The 14,179-nt window shown below is 62.9% G+C and carries 14 protein-coding genes; 7 read left to right on the forward strand and 7 right to left on the reverse strand.

The window, feature by feature from the left end; translation table 11 throughout:
- Positions 1 to 68: 68 nt before the first annotated feature.
- Both JJQ51_RS01425 and JJQ51_RS01430 read left to right on the forward strand, forming a co-directional pair.
- Positions 69 to 923 (forward strand): SDR family oxidoreductase, encoded by an 855-nt coding sequence (locus JJQ51_RS01425; protein WP_145636678.1) that lies wholly within the window; start codon positions 69 to 71, stop codon positions 921 to 923.
- Between the two features lie 191 nt (positions 924 to 1,114).
- Complete coding sequence (locus JJQ51_RS01430; protein ID WP_210248405.1) at positions 1,115 to 1,639, forward strand: hypothetical protein; 525 nt, start codon at positions 1,115 to 1,117, stop codon at positions 1,637 to 1,639.
- 98 nt (positions 1,640 to 1,737) lie between these two features.
- On the opposite strand, the gene JJQ51_RS01435 is transcribed toward JJQ51_RS01430, so the two are convergent.
- Positions 1,738 to 3,540, reverse strand: coding sequence for a CocE/NonD family hydrolase (locus JJQ51_RS01435; RefSeq protein ID WP_269244171.1), 1,803 nt, complete (start codon positions 3,538 to 3,540; stop codon positions 1,738 to 1,740).
- Positions 3,541 to 3,654: 114 nt separating this feature from the next.
- Entirely contained in the window at positions 3,655 to 4,644 is a 990-nt protein-coding gene (locus JJQ51_RS01440; protein ID WP_269244172.1) for an SDR family oxidoreductase, read from the reverse strand.
- 104 nt (positions 4,645 to 4,748) lie between these two features.
- On the opposite strand from JJQ51_RS01440, the gene JJQ51_RS01445 reads away from it, so the two are divergent.
- Entirely contained in the window at positions 4,749 to 5,717 is a 969-nt protein-coding gene (locus tag JJQ51_RS01445; protein WP_269244173.1) for an AraC family transcriptional regulator, read from the forward strand.
- Positions 5,718 to 5,943: 226 nt separating this feature from the next.
- On the opposite strand, the gene JJQ51_RS01450 is transcribed toward JJQ51_RS01445, so the two are convergent.
- Entirely contained in the window at positions 5,944 to 6,537 is a 594-nt protein-coding gene (locus tag JJQ51_RS01450) for an FMN-dependent NADH-azoreductase (protein WP_145636686.1), read from the reverse strand.
- Between the two features lie 89 nt (positions 6,538 to 6,626).
- Here JJQ51_RS01450 and JJQ51_RS01455 point away from each other — a divergent pair, with 89 nt between their 5' ends.
- Positions 6,627 to 7,025, forward strand: a complete 399-nt coding sequence (locus tag JJQ51_RS01455; RefSeq protein ID WP_113352118.1) for a winged helix-turn-helix transcriptional regulator — start codon at positions 6,627 to 6,629, stop codon at positions 7,023 to 7,025.
- A 127-nt stretch (positions 7,026 to 7,152) separates the two neighbouring features.
- Here JJQ51_RS01455 and JJQ51_RS01460 read toward each other — a convergent pair whose 3' ends face one another.
- The gene (locus JJQ51_RS01460) at positions 7,153 to 8,085 is read right to left on the reverse strand and encodes a ketopantoate reductase family protein (RefSeq protein WP_269244174.1); all 933 of its coding nucleotides are present in this window, start codon (positions 8,083 to 8,085) and stop codon (positions 7,153 to 7,155) included.
- Between the two features lie 62 nt (positions 8,086 to 8,147).
- Here JJQ51_RS01460 and JJQ51_RS01465 point away from each other — a divergent pair, with 62 nt between their 5' ends.
- Positions 8,148 to 8,975 carry a helix-turn-helix transcriptional regulator gene (locus JJQ51_RS01465; RefSeq protein ID WP_152094393.1) on the forward strand — a complete coding sequence of 276 codons (828 nt, stop codon included), beginning with the start codon at positions 8,148 to 8,150 and terminating at the stop codon, positions 8,973 to 8,975.
- A 395-nt stretch (positions 8,976 to 9,370) separates the two neighbouring features.
- Here JJQ51_RS01465 and JJQ51_RS01470 read toward each other — a convergent pair whose 3' ends face one another.
- Complete coding sequence (locus JJQ51_RS01470) at positions 9,371 to 10,516, reverse strand: FAD-dependent oxidoreductase (protein WP_269244175.1); 1,146 nt, start codon at positions 10,514 to 10,516, stop codon at positions 9,371 to 9,373.
- A 53-nt stretch (positions 10,517 to 10,569) separates the two neighbouring features.
- On the opposite strand from JJQ51_RS01470, the gene JJQ51_RS01475 reads away from it, so the two are divergent.
- A complete protein-coding gene (locus JJQ51_RS01475; protein WP_173002554.1) occupies positions 10,570 to 11,247 on the forward strand; it encodes a TetR/AcrR family transcriptional regulator in 678 nt (225 codons plus the stop codon).
- A gap of 60 nt (positions 11,248 to 11,307) precedes the next feature.
- Here JJQ51_RS01475 and JJQ51_RS01480 read toward each other — a convergent pair whose 3' ends face one another.
- Positions 11,308 to 12,219 (reverse strand): AraC family transcriptional regulator, encoded by a 912-nt coding sequence (locus tag JJQ51_RS01480; protein WP_269244176.1) that lies wholly within the window; start codon positions 12,217 to 12,219, stop codon positions 11,308 to 11,310.
- A 101-nt stretch (positions 12,220 to 12,320) separates the two neighbouring features.
- On the opposite strand from JJQ51_RS01480, the gene JJQ51_RS01485 reads away from it, so the two are divergent.
- Positions 12,321 to 13,064 carry an SDR family oxidoreductase gene (locus JJQ51_RS01485; RefSeq protein ID WP_145636741.1) on the forward strand — a complete coding sequence of 248 codons (744 nt, stop codon included), beginning with the start codon at positions 12,321 to 12,323 and terminating at the stop codon, positions 13,062 to 13,064.
- Positions 13,065 to 13,252: 188 nt separating this feature from the next.
- Here JJQ51_RS01485 and JJQ51_RS01490 read toward each other — a convergent pair whose 3' ends face one another.
- Positions 13,253 to 14,122, reverse strand: coding sequence for an SDR family oxidoreductase (locus tag JJQ51_RS01490; protein ID WP_145636693.1), 870 nt, complete (start codon positions 14,120 to 14,122; stop codon positions 13,253 to 13,255).
- Between the last annotated feature and the right edge of the window lie 57 nt (positions 14,123 to 14,179).

Consider the following 14,179-nt stretch of genomic DNA (forward strand, 5'->3'; position numbering starts at 1 on the left):
TCCCGTGGTAACGATGGCCGTTATGTACAGGCCATCGAATTCATTGCAACCACGAAATGGACTGAACGATGTACGCAGTAACTGGAGCAACAGGACAACTTGGCCGCCTCGTGATCGAGGCGCTGCTGAAAACCATTCCCGCCAACCGGATCGTCGCGGCGGTTCGCAATCCGGCAAAGGCCAGGGATCTGGCCGAACGCGGGGTGATCGTGCGCGAGGCGGATTATAGCCGGCCCGACACGCTTGGTCCGGCGCTGACCGGCGTGGAGAAATTGCTGCTGATTTCCTCGACCGAGGTCAGCGGCCGTCTTCCGCGGCATAGCGCTGTGATCGAGGCAGCCAAAGCGAACGGAGTTTCGCTGATCGCCTATACCAGCATGCTGCACGCCGACACGTCGCCGGCAAGGCTCGCAATCGAGCATCGCCAGACAGAAGAGGTCATCGCGGCCTCGGAACTGCCCGCGGTGATCCTACGCAACGGCTGGTACACCGAGAATCACCTCATGGCGCTCCCCGCAGCACTAGAGCACGGCGCCTTCGTCGGTGCCGCAAAGGATGGGCGCTTCTCGTCAGCGGCCCGGCAGGACTATGCCGAGGCTGCAGCCGTGGTGCTGGCGACCGATGGGCATGCCGGGAAGACCTATGAGCTTGCAGCCGACCAAGCCTTTACCCTTGCCGAGCTTGCCGCAGAGGTCTCGCGCCAGTCGGGCAAGGCCGTCGTCTACAACGACCTGTCCGAGATTGCCTATCGTGATGTCCTGACGGGCGCCGGCCTGCCAGGCGACCTCGCCGCTCTTCTGGCCGATGCCGACGCCGCTGCCTCGCGCGGTGCGCTGTTCGACGGCGGTGGTGCGCTCGGGCGGTTGATCGGTCGTCCGACCACTTCGATGCAGAGCCTGGTCGCCGCCGCGTTGCGCGCCTGAGCCAGGTCTTCAGGCGATGTCACGTCGACAGAACGGCCGTGGTTTCCTGTTGGGCGGAGCCGCCTGACCTCCATCCCACCTCGCAAGCTCGCGTGACACCAACGCGTCCGCGAGGTGAGGAAGTTCCACTCATCAACGCGATCAAGTTCAATTCGTCTCGTAAGATTAATCCAGAGAGCTGCCCCATGCCCATGAAATATCAAACAAACGACAAGGCGACGTCTTCAACAACGCGTCTGGAGCACAATTTGTCCCGCGCCGTCTCAGTCGGTTTCAGCGCTGGACTGACTGCCGGCGTGATCGTTCTCGTGCCCGTTCTGATCCTGCAACTGTCCCGGGGCGTTGGGATCGTACCTGAGATGCAACTGGCAGCCAGCAGCCTGATGGGCATGGCTGCCTATGCGGGCGCGACCGGCTTCGTCTTCGGGACGTTGCTCCACTTTTTCGTGTCGGTCGTTCCAGCCGTCGTCTACGCGCTGGTCGTCTGGCAAGTGCCGGTGGTGAACCGCTGGACGTGGATCGGTGGTCCTGTGCTCGGCATCATCCTGTTCTTCTTCATGGGCTTTGTCGTATTGCCGCTCAGCGCCTTCACGACACCCGCATCGGTGACCCCGATGCCCTTCGTGCCGGCCCTGCTGATCCATATGTTCGGTCTTGGGTTGCCGATCGCATGGGTTGTCAGGCGCGGATGGGCTCGGTCGAACAGTGTCGCTTGATCTGCTATGCGCGGTGATCAGCCTCGCTGGTAAGACAAGGTGAGGAAGAGCCCGATTTAGCGCGAAACGACAGCGGGTTGAACGCGGTTGATCGCCTCTCATCGGCGAGTGGATATGTGTGGTAACAGCAGATAGGATGCATGCTCTCCGCCCGTCGCCAGCGTATCCGTCCCGCCATAGAGGGTGGCGTCGCGGTTAGGATGCGCGGCGAAGAACAGCCCGGAGTTGCTGGAGTTCGGAAGATCGTAGTCCTTGGCGCGAACGATGTTTGCGCCCGGGCCGTAGCCGAAATCCTTGCCCTGGATGGTCAGAGCCAGACGATAGCCCTTCGGAATGACGATGCTCGTCGGTTCGGTGAATTCCACATCCACTGGGTAAAGCTGCTCGGGCGTCATCGGCTCCGACGTCAGATGCGGATGGAACGGAGCATACTCGGTCGAGCGTGCCGGATCGACCGCTCGGTGCGACACGCGCAGATAGCCGAGGCCGAGCGGTACATTCGGGTCGCTGTTGCCCATGAAGGCGACGTCGCGGCCTTGCGGATCGATCAGCCGCGCGGCCGCGAAGATGTCCATGTCCGCTGTGGAGGAGCCGACCCAGAGCCTGACACCGATCGGGCCGGTGAACTCCGTCTCCTCAGTGAACGGCGCGGAGGTGAACGTCAGCCCTTCGCCCAGGCCGGGATAGGATTTCTCCGCGGGTGCGGCGGTTCCGAGCGCGGGGTCCATCGATCCGTTTGCCGCGTCGAGATAATAACGCTGCCACTGCGTTCCAGGCAGCGGCCACGCCGCGGCACCGCGCCACGCCGTTCCGTCGGGACGACGGATCTGCAACGCCACCCGCGGTTCCTTCTCCCATCCGTTGTTCACGCCCTTGAGGAAGTGATCGAAGAAGCGCTTCTGCAGCGCCAGCGCTTCGTCTGAATAGAAGGGCGTCAGATGATCGCCGGTCTGGATGCGCAGCCATTTCTGCTTGCTGGCGGCAGAGCGAAACCCCTGCGTGCTCCAGTCCGTCCAGTTGGCGACATCGAGCAGTGGCACCGTGATGCGGCTTCCGTCGGGGATTCGCTCGCGATAATAGGCATCATCGAACGGATGCTTGGCGAAGGCCTCGACCGGATCGACGCGGTTCTGCTTCAAGACATCAGGAGGGAGAGGCGCCCCCGTATCCTTGCCGCCATCGATGGAGTCGATGAGCGGCGTTTCTGCGTTGCCATTCTGGTTGGGCACCACCTGATGGGTCCACCAATATTCCCAGGCGACGTTGAGGATCCCGCCATAGTAGGCGATCTCACGATACTGATCGAAGGCTCCCTCCCACGGCAGGATCGCCGCAAGACCCTGAGGGTGTAAGGCGGCAACCTGATACTGATTTATCGCCTGGAATGACGTGCCCAGCAGGCCGACCTTTCCCGAGCTCCAGGGCTGCCGCGCTGCCCAGGTGATCAGCGTCGCATAATCTTGCGTTTCGCGCGGCGAGAAGGGATCGAGCACGCCTGGTGAGGCGCCGGCGCCGCGGACATCGGCATGGATGACGATGTAGCCGTTCGCGACCCAGCGTTCTGGATCGGGCGCCTCGAAGCGGATGTAGCGGCAGGAGGATTTTTTGCAGAGATCAGGGTATTTTGCGATCAGCTTCGCCCACGACGTCTTGTAGGCGGGCGCATCCGCGAGGCTCGTATCCTTGCCATAGGGGCCCATCAGAATCAGGATCGGGTACCGGCCCGGCTTTTCCGGGCGATAGATGTTGGCGCGCAGCTGCAGGCCATCGGTCATGGTGACCGGCACATCATGGTCGAAGAGCATCCCGGGAACGCCGGAGGCGACAGGCGTCGCCAGGCTCGGCTTGGCAAAAGCGAGCGCGAGAGTGAAGGCAAGGGGCAGTAGTTTGGTCAATCGCATCGGAGGTTTTCCTTTGTTGTCCGCAGGCCGAGCAGCGGCGTTCTTCAGCGCGCGCGATGTTCCGCGACCGAAGTCATGCAGGAATGTGAGTGTGCTTGTACCTTTGGGTTCGCTTCATGGGAGGGCCGATGATGCCCGCGCGTCGGCGTTGCGGAGAGCCGCGCCGATATCGTCCATGAGCCGCGGATGGGTCGGTTGCCAGCTCAGGCGCCGCTGCGTGAGTTCACTGGACACCGGATTGTCGGCGCCGACGAAGGGCGCGAGCCAGCCGAAATGCTTGTGTGCGTCTTTCGGAAACAAACCTTCGACGCGGATTCCGAGGTGGCTGCCGATCGCCTCCGCGATGGCGCGCACCGGGATTCCTTCTTCGGCGACCGCATGATAGCAGGTGGCGGCTTCGCCTTGTTCGAGGACGAGGCGGAAGAGGCGCGATGCGTCGAGCCGATGGACAGCGCCCCACCTGTTTTCGCTATCGCCGATGACATAGGCGGAGACCCGCTTCTTGCGCGCGATAGCGATCAACTGGGTGACGAGGCCCTGCCGGGTTTCGTCGTGTACCGAAGGCGGTAGCCGAACGATCGTGGCCCTCACGCCGCGGGCTGCGAGCGCCAGGGCTGCCCCCTCGGATCGAGCCCTGAGACCGCCCACAGCATTCGGATCGGCGGGATCCGTTTCAACGGCCAGCCATCCCTGAACCATCGCCATTGTCGGAAAGGCAATGACCAGCGATCGCTGATCTCCGCGCAGCGCGTTGCCGAGCGTCTCGATCGCGCGCCGGTCCGCCTCGACGGCGGCGGTCATAAACCGCTTGACGATATTGGTCGGGCTGCCGCCGAGCATGACCCGCAGGCGCGTCGCGAGACTGGCGTGCGAGAAGGCATGGAAGAAGGCGGTGTGAATCACGCCGTCCGCCCGGGCCGCGCCGCGTGCGAGGCTTTCGAGCTCCTCGATGCCACCGCGCTGCGGTTTCGCGCCGGCCGCTTCAAGGCGTGCGGCGGCTTCCGCCGAACGCACGAGCCCGGTGACTTCGTGCCCGGCCTCGATGAGCTCGCGGACGATGGCGGCCCCGATGAAGCCGGTGGCACCGGTCACGAATATGCGCATGGCGCTTCTCCTCTATTGACTTCAAACCCAATTTAGGCGGTTGCTCAGGAACGATCCATGCCGCATAGTTCGAATATGGTTTTCGATCGTTCAGGAAGTCACGAATGGATGCACTCTCGGATGTGCTCTCGCTTCTGAAGCTGCGTAGCTACGTGTCGGGCGGCTTCGATGCGGGCGGTGATTGGGCGATCAGCTTCGGGCCGCATGAGGGGATCAAGTTCCACGCCGTCGTGACCGGCTCGTGCTGGATATCGGTGGAAGGCGAGTCTCCTGTTCAGGTCAGCGCCGGCGAATGTTTCCTGCTGCCGCGTGGCCGGCCGTTCCAGATCGCCAGCGACCTGTCGGTCGCGCCGGTCCCTGTCAGCCAGGTCCTGCCGCCACGGCCGGAAGGGCGCATCCTCACCTACAATGGCGGTGGAGACTATCTCAGCATCGGCGGCTACTTCACGCTGTCGGAGGGCCAGTCGGAGCTGCTCTTGAACGTCCTTCCGCCACTCCTGCACATCCGTGATCGTCCTGGCAGCGCGACCCTGAATTGGTGCGTCGAGCGCATGCGGCAGGAGCTGTCGGAGGGACAGCCCGGCGATTTCATCGTCGCGCAGCAATTGGCGACGATCGTGCTGGTGCAGGCGCTGCGGCTTTACCTGTCCGACCGGACGGCCGAGGAAGCAGGCTGGCTCTCCGCGCTCGCGGATAAGCGTTTGCGCGCGGCCATCGCCGCAATGCACGGAGCACCTGGCCAGCGATGGACGCTGCAGACCCTCGCCAAGGAGGCTGGGATGTCGCGCACCGCCTTCGCGGTGACCTTCAAGGAAAGGGTTGGCCTTTCGCCGATGGACTATCTGACGCGCTGGCGCATGATGCAGGCGGCGGACAGGCTGACCTCGACGCGTCAGTCGCTTGCCGAGATCGGGTTGGCGCTTGGCTACGAATCCGAAAAGTCCTTCAGTACCGCTTTCAAGCGGGTGATGAACTGCTCGCCCCGGCAATATGGCCGCCGGCAGGTCGAGGCGGGTGAAGCTGGACGTCGCCTAGCGTCTGGTAGTGAGCAGTCCTTCTCGTCACTCCCTTAACGGTGGAGCGGACACGTTCAACATGGTTCCCGTTTTGGTCGCCGGCCGGCAGGAGGATCCCCGCGGTTGGCCGCGAGGATCTGTCCGACAACGGCATGTCCGCGATCCTGTCCGACATGCCCGGCCGAGAGATCTGCCATCAGGAAATTTCGTCCGAGCAATTGAAGCAGCGATTCCTCCGTTACGGCGCGAAAGCCAGGCATGCCGTGCATTCGCGTCTGTGCTCTCAAGCTCCGAGTGGAGCCGGAGCTTTGGGGTTTGGGGAGACCTTGCGCACCTCTTCAAGTGCGCCCGCGATCGAGGCCCGACGCACCTCCTCGCTGCGCCCGAGCCCCTCGGCGATAATAAACTCGATATCCGTGACACCCATGAATGCGAATGCGGAGCGGAGCAGCGTCTCGGCATGTTCGAACGAGTGATACGGCGAGCCATCGCTGTAGACGTTGCCGCGCGCCAGCGCGACGATCACGCGCTTTCCCTGGGCGAGACCGATCGGCCCGTTTTCGCCGCGCGCGAAGGTCTTTCCCCGCACGACGATATGATCGATCCAGGCCTTGAGCTGGGTGGGAACAGAGAAATTGTAGAAGCCGGCCCCGATCACCACAACGTCCGCGTCGAGGAATTGCTGCACGTCAGTGCCGGCGTCGAGCACCTTGAACGCGTCGAGGGTGAGATGCGGGAGCGGTTCGCTGGCAAGGTCGCGATAGGTGACTTCAACCGCGTCATGTGTTTCGACGATCCGCTCGACGATAGCGGCAGAGAGCACCCGGCTTGCCGAGTTTTCGCCCATGATACTGGAGTCGAGATGAAGAAGTTTCACTGGATATCTCCGGTCTTGATTTGTGACCAGGACTATCTATGTGACCACAGGTGCTCCGCCAAGAACGCATAATTTTAGGACCTGGTCACATGGATATGCCTGCCTCGCCGGCCGTCAGCGCCCAATGCCACAAGGTCGGCAAAGTGCTCGCCATCGTCGGCGACAAATGGACAGTGATGATCGTCAGGATACTGGTCGAGCGGCCGCATCGCTTCAACGAGATCAAACGGACGGTCGGGGGCATCTCGCAGCAGATGCTGACACGCACCCTGAAGGCGCTCGAGCGCGACGGGATGGTGAGCCGGACGGTCTATCCGACGGTCCCACCGCAAGTCGAATATGCCCTGACGGAACTTGGACAATCCCTGGCTGTGCCGGTCCGCGCACTGGGTGCGTGGGCGGGAGAGCATATCGACGAGATCGAGAACAACCGGGCGCGTTATGATCAAGACAAGCATGCTCCTACCGGTCGCGGTGGATCAGAGTAGGCCCGCCGTCTGGCGGACGGGCAGCTCGACATGGCGGCTGAACCCGCCCATCGTTGCGCCGGTGACAAATACGTTCATGACAGAAGTCTCCTAAATTCGAAGTGGGGACAGAAGCCGTCAGCCGGGCCTACGCCGGCCTGATTGCCTCAATTCTGGAGACGTTGATGGCGGGTTTCGCCCGGGGTGCCGCCTCTACCATCCTGTCGATCAGCGCCTTGCATTCCTCTTTCCCGGTCGCGAGCAATTCGCGCATCGACTTCACGCGCGAGAACATCCACAGCATGAAAGTCAAAATGAAGATTGGAAGGCCGCTGAGGCGCACTTTCGACTTCGGATAGACTGGGTAGCCAAGCCCTTTGATCAGCGCGAAGCTTTCCTTCACCCCGCGTGCGACGAGCTTTGCTTCGCCCCAGGAGGCACCGCCGCCGCGCCGCTCGCCCGCCACCGCGACGCTTTCGAACCCGATGCATAGCGGAACGTGGCAACGCAGCCAGAGGGGCATATCGGGTTCGTGGGCCGCGGGTAGTCCGGCGGCGCTGAACACGTCCACCCAGCGCTGCTCACTCATGATCGTCTTTTGAGATTTCGAAATAGTGGGCTTGAGCTTGCCGTCTTTGTCAATCACCGCCTGCACGAAAGGCATGCCGAACGAGCATCGCTCGGCGCCGACCGCATCGCGCAGCCGCTCCGGTTCGAAACTGACAAACATGAACTGGATGCTCTTGGCGGCGCTGCGCTGCAAAGCCGGCAGCACGGCATCGGCCTGATAGTCGATGACCGTCACGATGATGAGGTCGTAAGGTGTCTCCTCGTCGAGCACGTCCGCGATTTGTACGTCGGCGCGCTCACCCGTGACGGTGACGATGCCGTTGTCGCGCCGCAACTGCTGAAGCCGGGCCGACATCGGCCGAGCGATGACAGTGACGTGGTTGCCGGCGCGAGCCAATTGGAACGCGAATGTGCTGCCGATTTTGCCGCAACCAAGGACGGCAATGCGTAAGGACTTCGACGAGAGTGGAGGTGAAGGCATGAACAAGTCCCCGATTTCGGTCGAGAACAAATCAACCGCAACGGCGTATGCTGGTAAAGTAGTGACCTTATGGTAGTATAAAGACTAACAGGATGAGCGAATATCTGCCTATCGAAAACATGCTTGGGCGCTATCTCCGCGATCGCCGTGCCAAGCTCGATCCCGCAGCTCTGGGGTTCTCCTCGGAACGTCGCCGGACTCGCGGTCTGCGCCGCGAGGAAGTCGCGCAACGGGCCAACATCAGCCCGACCTGGTACACCTGCCTCGAACAGGGGCGCGGCGGCGCGCCATCAGCCGAGGTGCTCGATCGCCTCTCGCGGGCCTTCATGCTCACAGATGCCGAACGTGAGCACCTTTTTCTGCTCGGCCTCGGCCGCCCGCCCGAGGCCCGCTACCAGAAGAACAATGGCGTGACGCCGCGACTGCAGCGCGTGCTGGACGCGCTGGACCCGAGCCCGGCCCTGATCAGAACCGCCATTTGGGACGTCGTCGCCTGGAATCGAGCAGCAACCGTGCTGCTGACCGATTATGGAGCGTTGCCACCGGATGAGCGCAATCTGTTGCGCATGATATTCCTCAATCCGCACGCCCGCACGATGCAACATGATTGGGAGAGCGTGGCGCACTTTGTGGTGGGCGCGTTCAAGCTGGACGCCGCGCGTGCGGGGGCGGCGGCTGAGGTGGAGCCTCTTATCGACGAGCTCTGCCGGCTGAGCCCCGATTTCAGAAGGATGTGGCGCGACAACGAAGTTCATGGCGCCCATGGCGAGGCGGTCAAACATATACACCATCCGGTTCTCGGCCCGCTCGCCTTCGAATATTCGGCGTTTTCTGTCGATGGTAGGACTGATCTCAGCATGGTGGTCTACAATCCGGCGACGCCAGAGGATGCTGAACGGATCAGGTCCTTGATTGCCTAGCCGTTTTGGCCTCGCCTGCGGCGTTTGTCGACCGACTTGCTTCCTGAGGCCCGCCGAATTTCAGATAGTGTCCTTCAACGCCGCTAACATGAACACCCGCGAGTGGTGGGAAAAGAGATGCAGGTTTAAAGCTCTGTCGCCCTAAAACTTCGGACCGCCGTTCCGAGCGATACGGCAGGCGATATCTCCTCCGGGGGATGACCGTCCGCCTCCACCTGCTTGTGTGAACGCTTGGGAACGTTCGGCTTCCCCCGCAATGTCCAGATCATGGCGCAAGACTCTTTGAGGCGGGTTCAGGCATAACGCGTCGTGGCTCCGGCAGATTAGGCGAGCAAGTCCCGAGAACTCCAATACGCACGCCGGTTCTCTGTGGCCTTTTCTCTGGAGCACCGCGGTTATGACGCGGCGTTGAGAAAGTCGATGAGGCTGAAGGGCGCATGCTCACCCAGGCAAAGGTCCAGGACTCGGCGCGCGTCAATGGCAGCGGCCTTGCTGCGCGCGAACATCGCCGCCTCATAGACGGTCAGCGCATTCTCGATGTTTCCAGGCTGAGCGGCTATGGCCTCGCCGAGTTCGGCCCCGTCGAGCATCGCCAGGTTTGCGCCGTCGCCGGCCGGAGGCGACAGATGCGCGGCGTCGCCGAGCAGCGTCACTCCTGGCGCACGATCCCATCGATGACCAACCGGGAGCGCGTTGACCGCTCGCAGGACCGGCGCCGTGTCGCTGCCGGTGATCAATGAGGTGAGAGTGGGTGTCCACCCGTCGAATTCGGCTGCTATCCGTGTTTTCACAGTCTCGGCGTCGTTGAAGTCGATGTCCGCAAACCAAGCCGCAGGTCGCATCAGTTGAACATAGGTGTGGAGAGCGCCTGTCGGCTCCCGGTGCGCGGTGATCCCCTTGCCCGGTTCGAGCGTGAACATTCCGCCGGCCCCGACCGCCGCGGCCGTTGCGGGAAACCGCCGATCAGCGTCATGCAGGTAGGTCTCGACGAAGGAAACGCCGACATAGCCGGGTTTCGCGTCTGACAACAGCGGGCGTACCTTTGACCAGGCGCCATCGGCTCCCACGAGCAACGCGGTCTCTACAGCCGAGCCATCGGTGAACGTCAGTTCGTGACGACCGGCGCCAAGCGGCCTGGCTCCGGCGAGCTTCCGCCCCCACCGGATCGTCCCGGCAGGCAAGGAGTCGATGAGGATCCGCCGCAGGTCGCCCCGGAGCACCTCGGGACGTCGGCCGTCTCCGGGTTGGTCGAGCAGCACATTGCCGTTTCGGTCGAGGGCGCGCGTCGCGTCGCCACCGTCGTGAACGATTGCGCGGAATGCGTCGGTCAGGCCGGCGGCAGCGAGCGCGCGCTGACCGTCATGTTCGTGAACGTCAAGCTGGCCGCCTTGAGTGCGGGCGTGCGGGGAGGGCTCCGCTTCGAAGATCGTGGCGGTGATGCCGTGAAGGTGGAGCACGCGGGCGAGGGTCAGGCCGCCCAGGCCTGCGCCAACAATGGTAACGGGAGTGGTTATGATGGCACCTCGAGATGATTGGAACATTGTTCCATATAGCAGGAATTGGAACGGCGTTCCAGATATGTCATCATAGGCGCATGTCTAAACGAGCTCATCAGACCACGCGGCGCGCGGACGCCCTTTCCAAGGCGCGGATTGTCAAGGCGGCGGTCGAGATTCTCGATGCGCGCGGGGAGGCCGCTCTGACATTTCGAGCGTTGGCGACACAGCTGGCGACGGGCAGCGGGGCGATCTACTGGCATATCGCCGACAGGAACGACCTGCTCGCCGCCGCGACGGGAGACGTTCTCGTCCGCGCCCTGGCGAAAGTGGCCAAGGAAGAGGAGCCAAGAGCAGCGATCCGCGCCATCGCGCTTGCGGTATTCGATGCGATTGACGCTCACCCCTGGGCCGGCGCTCACCTTTCCCGCGAACCATGGCATTCCGCGGTTGGAGAGATCTTCGAACGCATCGGCGGATGGCTCCAGCCGCTTGGTGTTCCTGCGGATGCACAATTCGACTGCGCCTCCGCGCTGACGAACTACATCCTCGGTGTGGCCGGCCAGAACGCGGCCAACGCCCGCACGCTTCCGGACGGAACGGATCGTAAGGCGTGGCTGGAAACCATAGCCACGGGCTGGATTCAGGATGATCCCGAAGCGCGTCCATTTCTTCGGCGGGTGGCGGCGCAGCTGAGCGAACATGACGATCGCCAACAGTTCATTGCCGGCGTCGACTTCATCCTGGCGGGCGCCTGCGTCGAGCGAAACGCTTGAGGCGGGACGGTGCTCATGCGCCGACAGCCATCTGGAGCGTAGCGCCGAGCTTCTTGGCCCTTAGGACGCAGGGAGGTCCTGCTGCCGCGCATAGCGCGCGGGCGGCAGCCCGACATGGCGGGTGAAGGCGACACTGAACGCGCTTGCCGAGCCGTAGCCGACGCGTTCCGCGATCTCGGCGATGCCAGCTTCGCTGCGCCGGAGCATGTTCTTAGCCAGAGCCATGCGCCAGTTCAGAAGATAGGCCATCGGCGCAAGACCGACGGCGCGACTGAAACGTTCGAAAAAGGCCGAGCGGGAAAGAGCCGCCTCCTTCGCCAGTTGTGCGACCGTCCAGACCTTGGTCGGGCTCTCGTGCATCCGGCGTAACGTCACGGCAAGACGTTCGTCAGCGAGCCCGTGCACGAGGCCGGGTGATGCAGGTGTCGCCGCCGTCGAGCGAAGTGCTTCTATCAGCAGGACTTCGAGCAAGTGGGTGAGGATGACGTCGCGTGCCGGCCGCCGGTCGCGGAATTCGTCTCTGACGAGCTCGACGAGGGTGGTAAGCCGAGGCTGGCCGCGGACATGCACGACCTGGGGAAGCAGCGACACCAGCAGGCCCGCATCGGCAGAATCGAAGCTGCAATGGCCCGCCAACATCGTCAGATCGGGCGGTTCGCTCTGATCGCCGATCCTGAATTCGCCCGAGCCAAGCGCAATGGCCACCGCTTCAGGGAAGTCGGTCGGGGGTGGCACGAGGCTGGACATTGCGACGCCGTAGGACTCGGGGACCAGGATGAAGTCGCCTGAGCGCACTTCGATCGGCTCGCGCCCGTCAATCGCGAGGCGGCAGGAGCCCTCAAGAACGACGCAATAGAAGGGCTGCCCGGTATCCGAACGGCGGATGTGCCAACTCCCGGCGCCGACGACGCGCTTCGCATGTCGGGCGCTCGGATTGAGCAGCGCAACGACCTCCGCCAGTGGATCGATCATATGTCGGACTTTCACTAATCAAACTTGGACTATTGATTATAGATGGTCCAGGCAAGTGGGTCTATCGTCTTCGTGTAGACAATCAAACCTGCGAGACCTGCATGAAGACCATATTGATTACCGGCTGCTCTTCCGGCTTCGGACTTGAGACCGTCAGATATTTCGTCGACCGCGACTGGACGGTCATCGCGACAATGCGCACGCCGCGCGAGGATGTGCTGCCCTCTTCAAAGAATGTGCGCGTGCTCGCGCTCGATGTGACCGATCCGGACAGCATCCATCAGGCCATCGAGGCTGCCGGGCCAATCGACGCCCTGGTCAACAATGCAGGCGTGGGCGCCGCGGCGCCGTTCGAGGTCATGCCCATGTCGACGATCCACGACGTCTTCGAGACGAACCTCTACGGTACGATGGCCGTCACGCAGGCGGTGCTGCCGCAGCTCAGGGAACGTAGGGGAGGGGTCGTCGTGAACGTTACGTCGTCCGTGACGCTGCGGGCGCTCCCGCTAGTCGCAGCCTACACGGCGAGCAAGGCGGCGGTGAACGCCTTTACCGAGTCCATGGCGCTGGAAGTCGCACAGTTCGGCATACGCGCGCACATCGTGCTACCCGGGCGCGCGCCCGAGACCCGCTTCGCCGAGAATGGCAGCTCCCGAATGCGGGGTCTCGACCACGAGGCCTATGCCGATCTCGTCAAAGGCTTCATGGCCCGCTTCAGCCTGCCGGGCCCGGTCACCCATTCGCGGGATGTCGCCGAAGCCGTGTGGCGCGCGGTGAACGATCCCTCGAGCCCCGTGCGGATCCCCGCAGGCGCCGACGCGGTGGCCTGGGCCGAGGCGAGCTGACCTGAAGGTCGCCACGCGATCACGCCCAATGGCAATGTCCTGCCCTTGGCACGGATTGATGTTCCTGCTTCCTGTTATTGATCGGTGACTCGCGTATGCTCGTCACATCGCATTGGGTGCGGAGGCCGGATGGGAGGAAGAGGCGCGTCGCGCCCACTCCCTCTCCGGAGCGGTTTGGCTGTCGGGCCTCAGGCCGCGGTAGCGATCTCACTGGCAAAGGCCCGGTAGGAATGCAGAGGGCGACCCAGGATCGTGATCAGCCGCTCCACGTCGCCGAGCTCGGGGATCATGCCATCGGTGACGTAGCGTTCGGCCATCAGACGCATCTCATAGGCCGTCCACTTCGGCATGAAGCTTGCCATGTTCTGCTCGAATCCGCTGGGATCGTCGCCGCCGTAGACAACCGGGCGGTCGAGCAGGTCCGACCAGATCTTGGCCACATCCGGGCCGGTCAGCGTGTCGGGGCCGACAAGGTTGATCGTCTCGATAGGTAGCTTGCGGGCAGCCTGGTCGCGGCGGATCAGTTCGATGGCGGCGACCTCGGCGATATCGCGGGCGTCGACCATGGCGACACCCTTATCGCCGATCGGCATCGGGTAGACGCCGTGATTGAGGATTACGTCCTTGATCATCAGCTCATTGTCGATGAAGTATGTCGGGCGCAGGATGGTGGCGCTGAAGCCCATCTGGACGAGCATGCGCTCAGCACCGAACTTGACGGCGAAATGCGGCACATTCACTGCACGATCGGCATCGAACACGGAAAGATAGACGACCCGTTCGACGCCCGCCTCGCGGGCGATGTTGAGCGTGATGATCGCCTGGGTGAATTCATCGCCGGTAACGGCATTCAACAAAAAGAGCGTGCTTACGCCGTGGAAGGCGTTGCGCAGCGCATCGATGTCGAGCAGGTCGCCTTGAGTAACTTCGACGCCGGCCGAGACATTGGCCCTTGAGGGATCGCGGGTCAGCACGCGAACCTTCGCGCCACGCTTGATGAGTTGATCCACGACGTGGTGGCCGACACGACCGGTGGCGCCTGTAACGAGAATGGTCATTGGGATTGCTCCGTTGAGGTGTTCAGTTGACAGTTATCAATTTAATGATCCAAATTG

Origin of the sequence: Rhizobium sp. AG207R, from assembly GCF_027109195.1 — a bacterium.
In the GTDB taxonomy this organism is placed as follows: Bacteria; Pseudomonadota; Alphaproteobacteria; order Rhizobiales; family Rhizobiaceae; genus Rhizobium; species Rhizobium dioscoreae.